The organism is Cellulomonas edaphi (genome assembly GCF_030362815.1).
In the GTDB taxonomy this organism is placed as follows: Bacteria; Actinomycetota; Actinomycetes; order Actinomycetales; family Cellulomonadaceae; genus Cellulomonas; species Cellulomonas edaphi.
In genome coordinates this window covers 113,735-131,248 of the sequence record NZ_JAUCGR010000003.1, presented here as the reverse complement: position 1 = coordinate 131,248, position 17,514 = coordinate 113,735, and the positions used below count along the sequence as shown (strand labels likewise).

Sequence of the window (17,514 nt, the reverse complement as noted above, 5' to 3'; positions counted from 1 at the left end):
CGGGCGGTGAGCGGTCGATGAGCGCGAACTCCGACCGGCCGGCGCGCCTGCCCGAGCTCGCCGACGTGGGCGACGCCGTGGTCTCGGTCGCCACCACCGCACTGGGGCTGTGGCTGGCGATCGCGGTGGTCGACGACGTCGCGGCGTCCGGCCCGGGACCGGTGCTCGGAGCGGCGGTCGTCGTCGCTTTCGGGGACCTCGCGCTGCGCCGGCCCATGCGGTGGCTGGCGCGCGTGGCCGGTGCGGGCGGTGCGCTCGTCGCCGGTCTGCTCGCGCAGGTCGCCACGGCGTGGCTCGCGCTCGTCGTGCTGCCGGGCTTGACGGTCGAGTCGGCGTGGGGCTTCTTCGCGGTGCTGGTCCTCGCCGGCATCGTGATGGCCGTGGGCCGCTGGCTGTGGGGGGCCAACGACAGCGAGTACGTGGTCGCGGACGTGCTGCGCCGTGCGCGTCGCCACGCCCGGCGTGCCGGCGCGGCCACGAGCGACGGTGACAGGGAGCCCGGGCTGCTCGTCGTGCAGCTCGACGGCGTCGGCGAGCCCGTGCTGCGCGAGGCGATCGAGGCGGGGCTGGCGCCCACGATGCAGAGGTGGCTGGTCGACGGCACGCACAGCCTGGAGTCCTGGTGGGCGCGCATCCCGTCGACCACCCCGGCGAGCCAGGCCGGGCTGCTGCACGGCGACTCGTCGGACATCCCTGCGTTCCGCTGGTGGGACCGTGAGCTCGGGCGGCTCGTGGTCACCAACCACCCCGTCGACGCCGCGCTCGTGGAGCAGCGCCTCACGTCCGGCAAGGGGCTGCTGGCGGGCGGCGGCACGGCCGTGTCCACCATGTTCTCGGGCGACGCCGCGGCCTGCTACCTGGTCATGAGCCGCACGCGCGCGCCGGGGCCGGACGGGACGGGATCCGGCCTGGGCCCGGGGCCCGCGTTCCTGCGCTTCTTCGCGAGCCCGTTCGTGCTCGCCCGCGCGGTCAGCCTCACGCTCGGGGAGATGGTCAAGGAGCTCTACCAGGCGCGTCGTCAGCGCATCCGGGACGTGCGGCCGCGCATCTCGCGGGCGGGCTGGTACGTGGTGCTGCGCGGCATCAGCAACGTCGCGATGCGCGACCTCAACACCTCGCTCGTCGCCGAGGCGCTCCTGCGCGGCGACCCGAGCATCTACGTCGACCTCGTCGACTACGACGAGATCGCCCACCACGCCGGTCCCACCCGGCCCGAGTCGATGCGCGCGCTGGAGGGCCTGGACCGGGTGCTCGGCATCCTCGAGCGCGCGGTCGAGGTCGCGCCGCGCTCGTACCGCATCGTCGTGCTGTCCGACCACGGCCAGACGCTCGGCGCGACCTTCGAGCAGGAGGAGGGCCGCTCGCTCCTGGACGCGGTGCGCGCGCTCATGGCCGCGCCCGCCGCGGAGGGCGTCACCAGCCACGACGGTGAGGACTGGGGACCGCTCAACGCGCTGCTGACGAGCGCGTTCCACGGCAAGCGGACCGTGCTCGGCCCCGACGCGTCGCGCGAGGCCACCCGCGCGCGCTCGGGAGCCGAGCTCCCCGACGTCGTCGTCGTGGCGTCGGGAAACCTCGGGCTCGTGTGGTTCCCGCGCGAGCCGCGGCGCCTCACGCTCGAGGACGTGCAGGAGCGCTGGCCCGGACTCGTCGCGGGGCTCGCCGCGACGCCGTCGATCGGGATCGTCGTGGTCGACACGCGGGAACGCGGCCTGGTCGCGGTCGGCTCCGCGGGCCTGGTGCTCCTGGAGCAGGAGGACGCCGCGCCCGAGGGCATCGACCCGCTGGCCGGCTACGGCCCGCGCGCCCGCGCCGACCTCGCTCGCGCGGCACGCCTGCCGAACACGGGTGACCTGCTGCTGGTCTCGAGCATCTCGCGCGCGGGGCACGTGCACGCGTTCGAGGGCCAGGTGGGCTCGCACGGCGGGATCGGCGGTGCGCAGAACCACGCGTTGCTGCTGCATCCCAGCGAGTGGCCGATCGACGACGACCTGCGCGCCCCGGTGGGTGCCGAGCAGATCCTCGTCGGCGCCGAGGCGGTGCACACCCAGCTCGTCCGGTGGGCGCAGGCCGTCGGGCTGCGCCCGTGAGCGTGCGGCTGCGCTGGATCGGGCACGCGAGCGCGGTGCTCGACGTCGACGGCGTGCGGATCCTCACCGACCCCCTGCTGCGCCCGCACGCCCACCTGCTCCGGCGTCGGGGCGGGGCGCCGGAGCGCGCGCACTGGGAGGCGCCCGACGCCGTGCTCGTCTCGCACCTGCACCACGACCACGCCGAGCTGGCCTCGCTGCGGCTCGTGCCGGACGCCACGGTGCTGGCGGCGCCCGCGAACGCCCACTGGCTGCGGGCGCGCGGCGTCGACGCGATCGGGCTCCGGGACGTCGAGTGGTGGACCGTGCCGGGGTCGCACGTGCGGATCCGGCCCGTCCCGGCCGTGCACGGCCACCGGCCGATGCCGCACCGGCCCAACGCGGCGTGCGGGTTCGTGATCGCGACGCCGCGCTGGCGCGCGTGGTTCGCCGGTGACACGGAGCCTTACGCGGCCATGGCGGACCTGCCGACGATGGCCGAGGGGCCGATCGACCTCGCGCTCGTCCCTGTCGGCGGATGGGGTCCGCGGCTGTCCGGCGGCCACATGGACCCCACTCAGGCCGCACGCGTGTGCGGGCTGGTCGGGGCGCGGCACGCCGTCCCGGTGCACTGGGGGACCCTGCACACGCCGGTCTCGCGGCGGCTGCCGCCCGGTTGGATGGACGTGGGCGGGCCCGCGTTCGGCGCGGCCGCGGGCCGGGAGGCACCGCGCTGCGCCGTGCACGTCCTGCAGCCGGGAGGCGTGCTCGAGCTGGACTGAGGCTCGTGTCGGCGTGTCGCGCGCATCGAACACCTGTACGGGTATGGTCGTCCCTGGGTGACAGCGACGAGCCGTCCACAGCCCGGCGCCGACGACGTCGGTGCACAGGCTGGACGGGCGGCAGGTCGTGGTGTCGGTGGTCGGACATAGCGTCACCCGCAACGACAAGGACCAGCCCCCGCAGGCGCAGCGCACGCTGCTCGAGACGAAGATGGTGGACATCATGCCCGCACCCCAGGACCGCGAGAAGGCCCTCGAGGCCGCCCTCAGCCAGATCGACCGCCAGTTCGGCAAGGGCTCGATCATGCGCCTCGGCGACGACGGCCGGGCGCCCGTCGAGGTCATCCCGACCGGCTCGATCGCGCTGGACGTCGCGCTCGGCATCGGCGGGCTGCCGCGCGGCCGCGTCATCGAGATCTACGGGCCGGAGTCCTCCGGAAAGACGACGGTCGCGCTGCATGCCGTGGCCAACGCCCAGAAGGCCGGCGGCATCGCGGCGTTCATCGATGCCGAGCACGCCCTGGACCCTGAGTACGCGAAGAAGCTGGGTGTCGACACGGACGCCCTGCTGGTCTCGCAGCCCGACACGGGCGAGCAGGCGCTCGAGATCATGGACATGCTGATCCGCTCCGGCGCGATCGACATCATCGTGATCGACTCCGTCGCCGCGCTCGTGCCCAAGGCCGAGATCGAGGGCGAGATGGGCGACAGCCACGTCGGCCTCCAGGCGCGCCTGATGTCGCAGGCGCTGCGCAAGATCACCGGTGCGCTGAGCCAGTCGGGCACCACGGCCATCTTCATCAACCAGCTGCGCGAGAAGATCGGCGTCTTCTTCGGCTCGCCCGAGACCACCACGGGTGGCAAGGCGCTGAAGTTCTACGCCTCGGTCCGCATGGACATCCGCCGCATCGAGACCCTCAAGGAGGGCACCGACGCGGTCGGCAACCGCACGCGCGTGAAGATCGTCAAGAACAAGATGGCGCCGCCCTTCAAGCAGGCGGAGTTCGACATCCTGTACGGCGTGGGCATCTCCCGTGAGGGGAGCCTGATCGACATGGGCGTCGAGCACGGCTTCGTGCGCAAGTCCGGTGCCTGGTTCACCTACGAGGGCGACCAGCTGGGGCAGGGCAAGGAGAACGCGCGCAAGTTCCTGCGCGACAACCCCGACCTGGCCAACGAGCTCGACAAGAAGATCAAGGAGAAGCTCGGCATCGGGGCGCGGATCGACGCTCCGGCCGACGCCGAGGTCGACTTCTGAGCATGAGCGCGCAGCCCGGCCGCCGCAGTCGGCGGTCGGGCGCCGCGGTCGCGGGACCCGAGGACGGTCCGGACGCGGCGCCTGGCGGCTTCGCCTCCGACGCGCAGGCGGAGGAGGCGGCGCGCGAGATCGCCCTGCGGCAGCTAGCGGCCGCGCCACGCAGCAGGGGGCAGCTCGAGGCCGCGATGGCCAAGAAGCTCGTCCCCGCCGACGTGGCCGGGCGCGTGCTGGACCGGTTCACCGAGGTCGGCCTGGTCGACGACGCCGAGTTCGCGGCGATGCTCGTGCGCACCCGGCACGCGGAGCGGGGCCAGTCGCGCCGCGCGATCGCCGTCGAGCTGCGGCGCAAGGGCATCGACGAGGAGACGGCCGCGGTCGCGCTGGAGCAGGTCGACGCGGACGACGAGGAGGCTGCCGCGCGCGAGCTCGTGCGGCGCAAGCTGCGGGTGGGCCACGCCCTCGACCCCGAGGTCCGGCGTCGCCGCATCTACGGCGCCCTCGGCCGCAAGGGCTACCCGCCGGGCCTCGTCGCGCGCGTGCTGCGGGAGGAGCTCGCGGACGCCGAGGCGAGGGACGACGACGGGTGGCACGCGGCCGACGACGGTCCCGGGCTGGAGCAGGACACGGCCGACGGCTGGTGACCGCGCGGGCCCGCCTCGGCCCGTGCCGGTGGTCCGTAGGTGACAATGGACCCGAGCTCAGCGCACCGACCCGCGACGAGCCGGATCGGAGGCGCACGTGGAGGACGGTTCGCTGCTCGTCGTCATCGGGCTGCTCGGTGCCTGCCTCGTCGCGCTGATCCTCGTCCTCGTGGCGCGACGCGAGGCTGCGGCCCAGCGGGTCCGCGCTGAGCAGGACGTCGCGTCGATCAGGGAGCAGGCGCAGACGCTGCTCAGCGACGCCCAGCGACGCGAGGCGCGGGTCGCGGAGCGTGAGGCGAGCATCGCGGCCGAGCGAGCCGAGGCCAGCGCCCTCGAGAAGCACGCGCGCGTGCGTGCGGAGTCTGCCGCCGATGCCGAGCGCCGGGCGGCGCGCGAGCTCGAGCTCGCGGAGCGGGAGGCGGCCCGGGTCGCGGCGGAGGCCGAGCGGCACGCCGCACAGGTGGTGGCCGACGCCCGCCGGGAGGCCGTCGACGAGCTGGCCTCCGCGGCCGGGCTGACGGCCGACGAGGCCCGCGCCGAGCTGTCCCGGCGGCTCGTCGAGCAGGCGCAGAACGAGACAGCCGCCCAGGTGCGCCGCATCGAGGCGCAGGCGCGCCGGACGGCCGACGCGAAGGCGCGTCGGGTGCTGGTCGCCGCGCTGCAGCGGACCGCGGTCGGGACCAGCTCGCAGAGCTCCGTCACGGTGCTCCCGCTTCCGTCGGAGGACATGAAGGGCCGCATCATCGGCAAGGAGGGGCGCAACATCCGCGCCTTCGAGGCGCTCACGGGCGTCAACGTGCTGGTCGACGACCAGCCCGGCTCGGTGGTGCTGTCGTGCTTCGACCCCGAGCGTCGAGAGCTGGCGCAGGTCACGCTCGAGGCGCTCATGGACGACGGACGCATCCACCCGCAGCGGATCGAGTCCGCGTACGCGCGCGCGCTGGAGCAGGGCGACGAGCGCGCCGACGCGGCGGGTCATGACGCCGCCGAGCGGGCGGGCGTGACCCGGCTGCACCCCGAGCTGGTGCGCACGCTCGGGCGCCTGCGGCTGCGCACGTCCTACGGCCAGAACGTCCTCGAGCACCTCGTGGAGACGGCGCTCCTCGCCGCGGCGATGGCGGCCGAGGTGGGCGCGGACGTCGAGGTCACGCGGCGCGGCGCGTTCCTGCACGACATCGGCAAGGCGCTGACGTCGCAGGTGCCCGGCACGCACGCCGCCGTCGGCGCCGACCTGGTCAAGCGGCACGGCGAGGACCACGCCGTGGTCAACGCGGTGGCGGCCCACCACGACGAGGTCGCTCCGGAGACCGTCGAGGCCGTGCTCGTCCAGGTCGCCGACGCCGTCTCGGCGGCGCGGCCCGGTGCGCGGCGCGAGGAGATCGAGCAGTACACGGAGCGGCTGGACAAGCTCGAGCAGCTGGTCGCGGCGCACGCGGGTGTCCGGCGCGCGCTGGCGATGTCGGCCGGCCGGGAGGTCCGCGTGGTGGTCGAACCCTCCGAGGTCGACGACTACTCGTTGCCCCAGCTCGCCGTCGCCATCGCACGCCACATCGAGGCCGACCTGACCTACCCCGGCGAGATCAAGGTGACCGTCGTCCGGGAGATCCGGGCCAGCGCGACCGCCGGCTAGCCCTTGGTGCTGATCGCCAGCGGCGGGGGAGCGGCCCGGGTCTCGCCCGCGGTCCGGGTGCCGAGCCGGCGCGCCAGCAGGGAGGCGAGCCGGGTCAGCCCGTAGTTGATGACGATGAACATCAGGGCCGCCACGACCAGCGCCTGCAGGATGTTCCCGTTGCCGGTCCCGACCAGACGCGCCGAGTTGAGCAGGTCGGGGTACGTGATGATGTAGCCAAGCGCGGTGTCCTTGAGGATGACCACCAGCTGGCTCGCGATCGCGGGGAGCATCGCGATGAGCGCCTGCGGGACCTCGACGGATCGCAGGGACTGCCCGCGCCGGAGCCCGATCGCCAGCGCGGCCTCCCGCTGCCCCCTCGGCAGGTTGTGCACGCCCGAGCGGACGAGCTCCGCGAACACGGAGCCGTTGTAGAACGTGAGGCCGAGCACGACGGCCACCAGGGGCACGTCCGCGGCGTCCACGACGTCGAGCCGGGGCAGGCCCATGTAGAAGAAGATCATCATGAGCAGCACGGGCACCGCGCGGAAGAACTCGACGATGACGCCGGAGACCGAGCGGACGGTGCGCGAGCGCGACAGCCGGCCCAGGCCCAGGACGAGGCCGAAGATCGCGGCCGTGACGATCGAGATCGCCGCCGCCTCCAGCGTGGACCGCAGCCCGGGGAGCAGGTAGTCGAGCCAGGTGTCGGGCTCGAGGAACGGGGTCCACAGGTCCGCGTCGAGCTGGCCCTTGTCGGCCAGGCGCGCGAGCACCCAGACGCCGATCCCGACCACCGCCACGGTCGCGGCGACGTTGACCCAGACCATGCGGCGCCGCGCGCGCGGCCCCGGGGCGTCGAACAGCAGCTGGCTCATCGCGCCACCGCCAGGCGACGCGAGAGCGACGTGGTGGCGAGCCCGATCGGGACGACGAGGACCACGAACCCGAGGGCGAACACCACGAAGATCGTCAGGATGATGTCGGGGCGGTTCTCGATCATCTCCTTCATCAGCACGGACGCCTCCGCCACCGACCCCGCGGCGGCCACCGTCGAGTTCTTCACGAGCGCGATGAGGACGTTGCCGAGCGGTGCGACGGCGCCGCGGAACGCCTGCGGCAGGATGACCAGGCCGGCCACCTGGCCGAAGTTCAGGCCGATCGCCCGTGCGGCCTCGGCCTGTCCGGTCGGCACGGTGTTGACGCCGGACCGCAGGGCCTCGCACACGAAGGCCGCGTGGTAGACCGCGAGCCCCAGCACGGCGAGCCGGAAGAAGTTCTGCTGGAACCCCGTGCCCAGGCTGACCCCGAGCTGCCCCCACAGGCCCAGCACGCAGCCGACGATGATGATGGTCAGCGGCGTGTTGCGCAGCAGCGTGACGTACGTCGTGCCGGCCCACCGCAGGCTCGGCACGGGGGAGATCCGCATGACGGCGAGCACCGTCCCCAGCACCAGGGCGATGAGACCGGCGTACACGGTCAGCTGGATGTTGACCCAGAAGGCGCCGAGCACGTCGTAGTCGGCGAAGGCCGTCGACACGTCGTCGAGGTAGCCCTGGTGCACCGGCTCTCCCTTGCTGTCGTCGGTGAAGCTGTCGTCGGTGAAGCTGTCGTCGGTCAAGCTGTCATCGGCGAAGCTGTCGGTGGTCCCGCCGTCGCTCGTGGCGACGGCTGCCGGGCCCCGCGGACCGCAGCCCGCGGGGTCCGGCAGGGCGTCACGCGCAGGCGGCGGGCTTGGGCGGGTTCAGCGACTCGTTCGGCTTGTAGCCGGACTCGCCGACGTTCTTGTCGAGGAGCTTCTGCCACGTGCCGTCGTCGATCATCGTCTGGATGGCGGCGTTGATGTCCTCGCACTTGTCGCTGTCCTTGGGCAGGCCGACGCCGTAGTTCTCCTCCGAGAACGGGTTGCCGACCACCTTCACCTTGCCCTTGTTGGCGGGCAGCGACGCCAGGCCGGCCAGGATGATGTCGTCGGTGGTGACCGCGTCCACCTGCCCGGCCGTCAGTGCGGTGACGCACTCGGCGTAGCCCGGCTGCTCGAGCAGCTGGGTGTCGCTCGAGTGCTCGTCCTTGATGCGCTGCGCCGAGGTGGAGCCGGTCACCGAGCAGAGGTTCTTGCCGTCCAGGTCGTCCGGACCCGTGATCGAGGTGTCGTCGGCCGCCACCAGCAGGTCCTGCCCGGCCACGAAGTAGGGGCCCGCGAAGGAGACGACCTTCTTGCGCTCATCGGTGATGGAGTAGGTGGCGAAGATCATGTCCACCTGGCCGCCGGACAGCATGTTCTCGCGGTTGGCGGACGGCGACTGGACCCACTGGATCTTGTCGGGCTCGTAGCCGAGCTTGCCGGCGACGTACGTCGCGACGTCCACGTCGAAGCCGGTGTACGTGTCGCCGTCCTTGTAGCCCAGCCCGGGCTGGTCGAACTTGATGCCGATCTTGATGGAGCCGGAGTCCGAGTCGCCGCTGTCGTCGTCGCTCGAGCAGCCGGCCAGGGCCAGCGCCGCGGTGGCGACGAGCGCCGGTGCCAGTAGTCCTCTTCGCATGGTCATCCCTTTCGTGTGGTGAAGGTTTCGTTCTCCAGCGGCTGTCAGTGGGTGAGGATCTTCGAGAGGAAGTCGCGGGCTCGGTCGCTGCGGGGCGCGGTGAAGAAGGTCTCGGGGTCGGCCTCCTCGACGATCTGGCCGCCGTCCATGAACACCACCCGGTGCGCGGCGCGGCGAGCGAAGCCCATCTCGTGCGTGACGACGATCATCGTCATGCCCTCACGCGCGAGCGAGACCATGACGTCGAGGACCTCGTTGATCATCTCGGGGTCGAGCGCGGAGGTGGGCTCGTCGAAGAGCATCACCTGGGGGTCCATGGCCAGGGCCCGCGCGATCGCGACCCGCTGCTGCTGGCCTCCCGAGAGCTGCGCGGGGAGCTTGTCGGCCTGGTTGCCGACGCCGACCCGCTCGAGCAGCGACGTCGCCTTGGTGCGGGCGTCGGCCCGGCTCATGCCCTTGACCTTCGTCGGTCCGAGCGTGACGTTCTCCAGCACGGACTTGTGGGCGAAGAGGTTGAACGACTGGAACACCATCCCGACGTCGGCTCGCAGGCGCGCGAGCGCCTTGCCCTCCTCGGGGAGCTCGGTGCCGTCGATGCGGATGGTGCCGGAGTCGATGGTCTCGAGCCGGTTGATGGTGCGGCAGAGCGTGGACTTGCCGCTGCCGGAGGGGCCGATGACCACCACGACCTCGCCGCGGTGCACCGTGAGGTCGATGTCCTTGAGCACGTGCAGGTCGCCGAAGTGCTTGTTCACGTGCGAGAGGACGACGAGAGGGTCGCCGAGCGGTCGTGCGGTCACGTCGGGCGTCACGTCGAGGTCGGCCATCCGACGACGCTAGGGGGGTTTGCGCGATCTTGCCATCCGCAACGGTCACGGCCCGGTCACGCAATGGTCAAGACCGGCGGCCCGGGCGACGATCGTCGGGGTCGTACCCTTGTCGGTGATGTCTACGACCCTCGACCTCGCGCTCGCTCCCGTCACGCCCGGAGCGCCTGCTCGCACGTACCTGGTCAAGACGCTCGGCTGCCAGATGAACGTGCACGACTCCGAGCACATGGCCGGCATGCTCGAGCAGGCGGGGTACGTCCCGGCCGGACCGGAGGACGCAGCCGCGGAGGCGGCGGACGTGATCGTCATCAACACGTGCGCCGTCCGGGAGAACGCGGCCGACAAGCTGTACGGCAACCTCGGGCGGCTCGCCGGGACCAAGCGGGGTCGTCCGGGCATGCAGATCGCGGTGGGCGGGTGCCTGGCGCAGAAGGACCGCGCCGGGATCGTGGAGCGCGCCCCGTGGGTCGACGTCGTGTTCGGAACCCACAACCTCGACGTCCTGCCCGTGCTGCTCGAGCGCGCTCGCCACAACGAGCAGGCCGAGGTGGAGATCGCCGAGTCGCTGCAGGTGTTCCCGAGCACGCTGCCCACGCGGCGGGAGTCCGTCTACGCGGGCTGGGTCTCCATCAGCGTCGGCTGCAACAACACGTGCACGTTCTGCATCGTGCCGCACCTGCGGGGCAAGGAGCGCGACCGGCGACCGGGGGAGATCCTGGCCGAGGTCGAGGCGCTCGTGGGCCAGGGTGCCATCGAGGTGACGCTGCTGGGTCAGAACGTGAACTCGTACGGCGTGGGGTTCGGCGACCGCACCGCGTTCGCCAAGCTGCTGCGCGCGGCCGGAGCCGTCGACGGCCTCGAGCGCCTGCGGTTCACCTCGCCGCACCCCGCGGCGTTCACCGACGACGTGATCGACGCGATGGCGGACACGCCCACGGTGATGCCGCAGCTGCACATGCCGCTGCAGTCGGGCTCCGACCGGATCCTGCGCGCCATGCGCCGCTCGTACCGCGCCGAGAAGTTCCTCGGCATCCTCGACCGCGTCAGGGCGCAGCTGCCCGACGCCGCGATCACCACCGACATCATCGTCGGGTTCCCCGGGGAGACGGAGGAGGACTTCGCGGAGACGCTCCGGGTGGTCGAGGCCTCCCGGTTCGCGTCGGCGTTCACCTTCCAGTACTCGCCGCGGCCGGGCACGCCGGCGGCCGACCTGCCCGACCAGCTGCCCAAGGCCGTGGTGCAGGAGCGCTACGAGCGCCTGCACGCCCTGCAGCAGCGGATCTCGCTCGAGGAGAACCAGGCGCAGGTGGGGCGCACGGTGCAGGTGCTGGTCGCCGAGGGCGAAGGACGCAAGGACGGCGCGACCGCCCGCCTGACCGGCCGCGCCGCCGACAACAGGCTCGTGCACTTCAGCGCGGGCGCCGAGGCGCCGCGGCCGGGTGACCTCGTGACGGTGGTCGTCAGCCATGCCGCCCCGCACCACCTCGTCGCCGACGGCGCCGTGCCGGTGGTTCGCCGCACGCGCGCCGGTGACGCCTGGGAGCGTCGCACGTCCGGTGGCGACGGGCACGAGGGTCCGCAGGACGGCGGTTCCGCGTGCGGCACGCCCGCCGCGAGGGGGCCCGTGAGCCTGGGGCTTCCGACGGCTCGCGGCTGACGCCGCGGAGCCCGGCGCTGCCGCCCGGTCGCCCTGGTCTGTGCCCGATGCCGCGCAGGCGCGACGCTCGGCCAGATCTCACCTGCCCTGTATCCACAGACCGCCCTCGCGCACCTTCGAGCGACGGTACATTTCGGGCACAGGCAGTCGGGGTCGCGCAGCACCAGCCGCGCGGACGGGACCGGCCGGTGTGATCACGGTCGGGGGCGATGGCATGAACGTCAGACGATGGAGCCTGGTGCTGGGAGCGGCGCTCGCGGTGGGCCTGGTCGGAGCGCCGGCGGGGCAGGCGGCCTCGGAGCCACCCGAGCCCGCACCGCACGTGTCGTCGGCCGACGGCATCACGGTCGCCACCGACGCGCTGGGCAGCACCGTCACGTGGAAGCCGCGCACCGACGTGCCGATGGGTGACGCGCGACCCGAGTTCCGGGTCGGTGACCAGCGGATCGGCGTGCCCGTCCCGAGCGAGGGGGCGCTCGCGCTTCGCGTGGACCGGCGTCTGCGCCCCGCCCAGGTGTCGGTGGTCAGCGGCGGGCGGGTGCTCGCCGGGGCGAAGCTGACGATCGCCGAGCTCAAGGCCGGCGGGTCGGGTGGCGCGTCCCGCGCGGACACGGTGCCGACGGTTCCCGCGGTGAGCCGCGTGCTGGACAGGGACCCCGCCAAGCCCGGGCGTTACCGGACGTCCGCGTTCACCTACGCGCTGCCGTCGGTGCACATCCCGGGGTACCCGGCCGCGGTGGAGATGCGTGGTCACGTCGTCGCGCCCGTCGGCGCCGCGGGACGCCGGGGCGTGGTCCTGTTCCTGCACGGCCGCCACGGCACGTGCTACTCGCCGGGCGGCGACGAGGTGTCGATCGACTGGCCCTGCGCCGGCGGGATGAAGGCGATCCCGAGCTACCTCGGCTACACCCAGCAGCAGAAGCTGCTCGCGAGCCAGGGCTTCGTGACCGTCTCGATCTCCGCGAACGGCATCAACGGCCAGGACGACATGGACATCGACTCGGGTGCCGCGGCGCGCGCCGTGCTGGTCCGCAAGCACCTGGACGTGTTCGCCGACTGGGCCGCGGGAAAGGGCGCGGGTCCCGCGGCGAGGTCGGCGCTGGCCGGGCACCTCAACATGCGCAAGGTGATGACCGTGGGCCACTCGCGCGGTGGCGAGGGTGTGGACCGTGCCGCGATCAAGGCGCGCGCGGGAGACCGCTTCACCATCGCCGGGCAGGTGCTCGTCGCGCCGACCGACTTCGGCCAGCAGGTCGCGGTCGGCATCCCCACCACGGTCCTGCTGCCGTACTGCGACGGCGACGTCTCCGACCTGCAGGGGCAGCTGTTCGTCGACCAGAGCGCTGGCCGCGCGACCGGCGACCGGGCGCTGCGCACCTCCGTGCTGGTGATGGGCGCCAACCACAACTACTTCAACTCGCAGTGGACCCCGTCGCTGGCGGCTGCTCCCGCGCAGGACGACTGGTGGGACGACGAGGACCCGGTCTGCGGGTCGGGCGCCCCGCAGCGACTCACCGCGAAGCAGCAGCGCGCGGTCGGCTCCGCCTACATCGCCGCCGCCGCGCGCACGTACCTGACCAGCAGCACCACGGCCCGAGCGCTGCTGGACGGCACGCCCGTCCGCGCCGCCTCCGCGGGCAAGGCGGTGGTGCTCACGCACGCGCTCGGGGGACGCCGGACGGGGCTTGTGCGTGCGGACGTCAGCCCGCATTTCCGGGCGAGCGCCCACGCGACCGCGTCGGTGTGCGCCGGCTTCGTGGACGGCTCCGCGCGGCCGTGCGCGCGGGACGACTCCGTGCAGTCGCCGCACTGGTCGCCGCTGCAGTGGGGGTGGCTGCCCGTCGCACCGCACGCCGTCAAGGTGGCGTGGACCGCGAAGGCGGCGCGCGTGGCCTTCACGCCCACGCGGCCGCTCGGATCGGCGCGGTACCTGGACCTGCGCGTGATCGTCCCGCCGCAGAAGTCGCGGCCGACGTTCCAGGTGGTGGTGCGGGATGCGGAGGGCGGTTCGACGACGCTGACGCCGCAACGGTCGGCGTCGGTGCTGCCCGGGGCGCCGACGGGCGCCGGGTGGGCCCAGAACGTCAGGGTCCGCCTGCCCAAGGGAGTGGTGCTCGCGCCGTCGTCCTCGATCGTGCTGCGCTCGACGAGCAGCCGCGGCGTCGTCTACCTGCTCGACGTCTACGGCAGCGCGCCCGGCCTCGTCCGCTCGACCGCGAACGTGCTGACCGTCGCGCGGCTCAGTCTTCCTGCCGCCACGGTCGTGCCGGTGGCCGTCGGGCAGCAGAGCGCGACGCTGCGCATCCCCGTCCGAGGCGCATCGGAGCGCACGGGATCGGTCCGGCTCGGGATCATCGACCCGCAGAACGGCGAGACGACGGTGGTCGACCGGGTCATCCGGCCGGGGCAGACGTCCCTGGACGTGCGGCTCGCCCGGGCGTGGGACGACGCGTACAGCGACAGCGAGGACGGTCCCGACTACGTCGTCGTGGCGAACGCGACGCACAACTCGGTGGTCGACGGCTACATCGGCGGCGTCGTCGCGAGGTCCGCGGCAGAGCGCCCGCACGTCGTCGTCGACGACGTCGAGGCGAGCGCGTCCCCGGGCCAGGGCCTGCGTTGGGTCGTCAAGCTGTCCGGCCCGGTGAGCCGGGACGTGGAGATGACCGTGCGCGCCATCCCGCTCCCGGACCCGACGTGGACCGAGCTGGCGGGCCGCGACCTGCTGCCGGGCTGGGCCGCCGACCACCTGGCGGGAGCACCGTCCGCCGCGGGGGTCAGCGCGGCCGGGCTCACGACGTCGGTGGTCATCCCGGCGTACGCCACCTCCGCCGTCCTGGAGATCCCCGTGCGCGCGGGCGTCTCGTTCACCGGTGTGCGCCACGTCGCGCTGGGGCTCGACACCTCCGAGTTCGGGGGCGTGGTCCCACCGCTGATCGGCACGGTGACGTCGGCGGGATGACGCGAGCGCGTGCCGGTTCGGGCACGATGGGGGCCGTGAACAAGACCACCGTGGGACCCGAGCCCGTGCGACGGCTGCGCAGCGCGCTCTTCGTCGACTTCGACAACGTCTACCTCGGGCTCCTGAGGATCGATCCCGAGGCCGCGGAGCAGTTCGCCACCGAGCCCGGCCAGTGGCTCGATCGGCTGCAGGCCGGTGTCGACGGCGACGGACCCTTCGAGCGGCGGTTCCTGGTGCGGCTGTGCTACCTGAACCCGGCGGCGTTCTCGCAGTTCAGGCCCAACTTCCTGCGTGCCGGCTTCCGCGTCATCGACTGCCCGTCGCTCACCCAGCAGGGCAAGAGCAGCGCCGACATCTACCTGGTGCTGGACGCGGTCGACGCGATCTCCGGGGTGACGCACTACGACGAGTTCGTGATCGCCTCGGCCGACGCCGACTTCACGCCGCTCGCGCTGCGGTGCCGCGCCGCGGACCGGCGCGTCAGCATCATCACCGCGGGTCCGGTCGCCGGTGCCTACCGGGCGGTCGCGGACACCGTGGTCTCGGCCGACGAGCTCGCCGAGCTGGTGCTGCCCGAGCGCGGGAACCCGACGGTCATGCTGACGCCCGAGCCGGCGGAGGAGAGCGCACCGGCGGAGCCCGCGGCTTCTGCCCCGGCCCGCACGCGCCGGAGCGCAGCGGCGTCGGGCGAGGCCACCAAGCCGGCGGCCACCCGCAAGGGCAAGGCGTCGCAGGCGCCCGCCGCGCCCGTCTCGAAGGCACGGTCGGTGGTGCTACAGCGCGTCCGCACCTCGGTCCGCCCGCTGCACGCCTCCACGGTGGCCCAGCTGGCGCAGACCGCCGACGAGGACCTGGGCGCGACGAACTGGGCCGGCGCCGGCAGCTTCCTGGCCTGGCTGGCGCGGGACGTGCCCGAGCTCGCGTCCGCCACGAGGCCGTCGCCCGGCTGGGTGTGGGATCCCGCTCGGTTCGGAGAGGCCGACCTGCCGCAGCCCGGCGGGCAGGTCAGCTCGGCCGCGATCTCACGCCAGGTGGTGGCCGTCACCGACACCCCCGGCCTGACAACCTCGCAGTACCGGACCCTGCTCACGGCGCTCGCGGACGACCTGGCCCGGGAGCCGTTCGAGCGCGTCGCGACCGCGCGGCGCGTGCGCGAGGCGTGCCAGGCGGCGGGAGCCCCGGTCGGGCGCGCCTCGGTGAACGTCGTGCTCGGCGGGATCGCGTTCGCGGGCCTCGACCTGGCCACCAAGCCGTCCGCCGAGCAGTGCGCCCGGGCATGGGCGGACAACGTCATCGGGCTGTGCCGCGGCGCGCGCATGGAGCTGTCGGCCGCGGACGTCGCGGCGATCCGCTCCTGGGTCGGCGGCGGCCTCGTGGACGCCTGACGGAGGGGCTCGCGGTGCGCAAGGTGGTGCTGTACGCCCTGACCTCGCTCGACGGAGCCGTCGACGACCCGGGCCGCTACTTCCCCGGGACCCGTGCGGACGTCGCCGGGCCGCCCGTCTTCGACGAGGTCCTCGCGCGCCTCGAGGCCGAGATGGTGGCCACGCAGGACGCCGTGCTGCTGGGGCGCGGGATGTACGACGAGTGGTCCGGGTTTTGGCCCACCGCGGACGAGCCCTTCGCGCCGTTCATCAACGGCGTGCGCAAGTACGTCGTGACGTCGAGCCCGCTGCACGGCACGTGGTCGAACGCCGAGGCCGTGGCCGGACCCGTCGCGGACGTGGTGCACCGCCTGCGCGCGCTGCCCGGCGGTGACATCGGCGTGCACGGCAGCATCTCGCTCGCGCGGTCGTTGCTGGCTCTCGGCCTGGTCGACGAGCTCAACCTCGCCGTGGGGCGGGTGATCGACCCGGTGGGGCGCCGGCTGTTCGCGGACGTCGCCGACCTGCAGGTGCTGGAGCTGGTGCGGGCCGTGCCGACACCGGCCGGGAGCCTCTGGCTCACCTACCGACGGACCTGAGTCAGTTGTCCGGCACGTCGGGCGGGGTCGCGTCCTCGCCGGGCAGCAGGCCCTCCAGGGTGGTGAACATCTGCACGCCGGTGCCCAGGCCGCAGGCCAGGACCTGCGCGAGCTGGTGGTCGCTCACGCCGGGCTCGAAGTCGGCCGACACCTCGCTGTACAGGGCGAGCATGCCCTCCTCCTCCCGGAGGTAGGCCTTGGGCCAGATGCGCTCGCGGTTCCAGTCGTTGAGGGCCAGGGAGACCGCCGCACGCTGGTCGAGCGGCAGCGAGCGGTGCCAGCGTCCGCGCACCTGGACGATCTCGTTGTCCTCGCCCAGCAGCAGGAACCAGAACCGGTTGCCGTCCCACGTCCCGGTCAGGTCGCCGTCGTCGTCGACCACGAAGCGGTAGTCGTGCTCGAGCAGGTAGTCGCCGATGCGGTCGCGCGAGAGGGGCCGCACGGGGTCGTCGTCGTCCGGTGCGGTCTTCAGCGGCTTGGGCAGGCCCCCCAGGACGCGCAGCAGCCAGCCCGGCCCGCTCACGGGGCACCCCCCGCGGGGTCGGGGTAGCGCTCGTCGAGGGCGTCGAAGAACATGCTCCCGGTGGACAGCCCGCAGAACAGCATCTGGCTGAGCTGGGCGTCGTTGACGCCGTGCTCCAGGTCGGTGGCGACCTCGGAGACGACGTGCACGCGGCCGTTGTCCCGCACCCGCACGTACGCCTTGGGCCAGATGCGGTCCGCGTTCCACTCGTTGCAGATGTCGAGGACCTCCTCGAGGCGCTCGATCGCGATCTCGCGGTGCCACTGTCCGCGCACCTGGAGGATCTCGGACTTCTCGCCGAAGAGGAAGAAGTAGAACAGCCGCCCCCGCCACAGGCCGCCCAGGTCACCGTCGTTGTCCACGAAGTAGCTGAACTGGTTGTCGGTCATCCACGCGGCGATCCGGGCCGGCGTCACGGGTGCGGGGTTGTCGACGGCCGGGTCGGCGACACCCAGCTCGCGCGCGAGCAGCTCGGCGACCTTGTCGTGCAGCTGCTCGTCGGTGGCTTCCAGGGCCGGCGGGGGAGGCGGGGGCGTGGCTCGTCCACGTCGCCACCAGTGGCGCCTGCGGTCCGGATCAGAGGCCATGGGCCGACACTACCCGCCGTGTCCGACGTCGGGCCGGTGGCGACGAGGGTCGGTCACGGTCGTTAGGGTCAGGGGGCACGACGACCACGA

The 17,514-nt window shown here is 73.1% G+C and carries 15 protein-coding genes; 9 read left to right on the top strand and 6 right to left on the bottom strand.

Annotated elements, in window-relative coordinates:
* Positions 1-17: 17 nt before the first annotated feature.
* The 5 genes from QRT05_RS12075 (at position 18) to rny (ending at position 6,380) form a co-directional block, all read left to right on the top strand.
* Positions 18-2,090 (top strand): alkaline phosphatase family protein, encoded by a 2,073-nt coding sequence (locus tag QRT05_RS12075; protein WP_289447522.1) that lies wholly within the window; start codon positions 18-20, stop codon positions 2,088-2,090.
* On the top strand, positions 2,087-2,851 hold the full coding sequence (locus QRT05_RS12070) for an MBL fold metallo-hydrolase (protein ID WP_289447521.1): 765 nt from the start codon (positions 2,087-2,089) through the stop codon (positions 2,849-2,851). Before QRT05_RS12075 ends, QRT05_RS12070 begins: the two co-directional genes overlap by 4 nt.
* Positions 2,852-3,074: 223 nt before the next feature.
* A complete protein-coding gene (gene recA, locus QRT05_RS12065; protein ID WP_289447853.1) occupies positions 3,075-4,109 on the top strand; it encodes a recombinase RecA in 1,035 nt (344 codons plus the stop codon).
* 2 nt (positions 4,110-4,111) lie between these two features.
* Positions 4,112-4,750 (top strand): regulatory protein RecX, encoded by a 639-nt coding sequence (locus QRT05_RS12060; RefSeq protein ID WP_289447520.1) that lies wholly within the window; start codon positions 4,112-4,114, stop codon positions 4,748-4,750.
* Positions 4,751-4,847: 97 nt separating this feature from the next.
* Positions 4,848-6,380: a ribonuclease Y gene (gene rny / locus QRT05_RS12055; RefSeq protein ID WP_289447519.1), complete on the top strand. Its 1,533-nt coding sequence runs from the start codon at positions 4,848-4,850 to the stop codon at positions 6,378-6,380.
* Here rny and QRT05_RS12050 read toward each other — a convergent pair.
* The 4 genes from QRT05_RS12050 to QRT05_RS12035 form a co-directional block, all read right to left on the bottom strand.
* Positions 6,377-7,237, bottom strand: coding sequence for an amino acid ABC transporter permease (locus QRT05_RS12050; protein WP_289447518.1), 861 nt, complete (start codon positions 7,235-7,237; stop codon positions 6,377-6,379). The two genes, rny and QRT05_RS12050, sit on opposite strands and share 4 nt — an antisense overlap.
* Positions 7,234-7,923: an amino acid ABC transporter permease gene (locus QRT05_RS12045; RefSeq protein ID WP_289447852.1), complete on the bottom strand. Its 690-nt coding sequence runs from the start codon at positions 7,921-7,923 to the stop codon at positions 7,234-7,236. The genes QRT05_RS12050 and QRT05_RS12045 overlap by 4 nt, the downstream gene beginning before the upstream one ends.
* 151 nt (positions 7,924-8,074) lie before the next feature.
* A complete protein-coding gene (locus QRT05_RS12040) occupies positions 8,075-8,908 on the bottom strand; it encodes a glutamate ABC transporter substrate-binding protein (protein ID WP_407650339.1) in 834 nt (277 codons plus the stop codon).
* Between the two features lie 38 nt (positions 8,909-8,946).
* Positions 8,947-9,729 (bottom strand): amino acid ABC transporter ATP-binding protein, encoded by a 783-nt coding sequence (locus QRT05_RS12035; RefSeq protein ID WP_289447517.1) that lies wholly within the window; start codon positions 9,727-9,729, stop codon positions 8,947-8,949.
* Between the two features lie 118 nt (positions 9,730-9,847).
* On the opposite strand from QRT05_RS12035, the gene miaB reads away from it, so the two are divergent.
* The 4 genes from miaB (at position 9,848) to QRT05_RS12015 (ending at position 16,314) form a co-directional block, all read left to right on the top strand.
* Positions 9,848-11,389 carry a tRNA (N6-isopentenyl adenosine(37)-C2)-methylthiotransferase MiaB gene (gene miaB / locus QRT05_RS12030; protein ID WP_289447516.1) on the top strand — a complete coding sequence of 514 codons (1,542 nt, stop codon included), beginning with the start codon at positions 9,848-9,850 and terminating at the stop codon, positions 11,387-11,389.
* A 214-nt stretch (positions 11,390-11,603) separates the two neighbouring features.
* Positions 11,604-14,351 (top strand): alpha/beta hydrolase, encoded by a 2,748-nt coding sequence (locus QRT05_RS12025; protein ID WP_289447515.1) that lies wholly within the window; start codon positions 11,604-11,606, stop codon positions 14,349-14,351.
* Between the two features lie 35 nt (positions 14,352-14,386).
* Positions 14,387-15,736 carry an NYN domain-containing protein gene (locus QRT05_RS12020; protein WP_289447514.1) on the top strand — a complete coding sequence of 450 codons (1,350 nt, stop codon included), beginning with the start codon at positions 14,387-14,389 and terminating at the stop codon, positions 15,734-15,736.
* Between the two features lie 14 nt (positions 15,737-15,750).
* Positions 15,751-16,314 (top strand): dihydrofolate reductase family protein, encoded by a 564-nt coding sequence (locus QRT05_RS12015; protein WP_289447513.1) that lies wholly within the window; start codon positions 15,751-15,753, stop codon positions 16,312-16,314.
* Between the two features lies 1 nt (position 16,315).
* Here the strand turns inward: QRT05_RS12015 and QRT05_RS12010 are convergent, their stop codons facing one another.
* Together QRT05_RS12010 and QRT05_RS12005 are read right to left on the bottom strand one after the other, a co-directional pair.
* Positions 16,316-16,837, bottom strand: coding sequence for a type III secretion system chaperone family protein (locus QRT05_RS12010; RefSeq protein ID WP_289447512.1), 522 nt, complete (start codon positions 16,835-16,837; stop codon positions 16,316-16,318).
* Positions 16,834-17,424 carry a type III secretion system chaperone family protein gene (locus QRT05_RS12005; RefSeq protein WP_289447511.1) on the bottom strand — a complete coding sequence of 197 codons (591 nt, stop codon included), beginning with the start codon at positions 17,422-17,424 and terminating at the stop codon, positions 16,834-16,836. Before QRT05_RS12005 ends, QRT05_RS12010 begins: the two co-directional genes overlap by 4 nt.
* Positions 17,425-17,514: the final 90 nt, after the last annotated feature.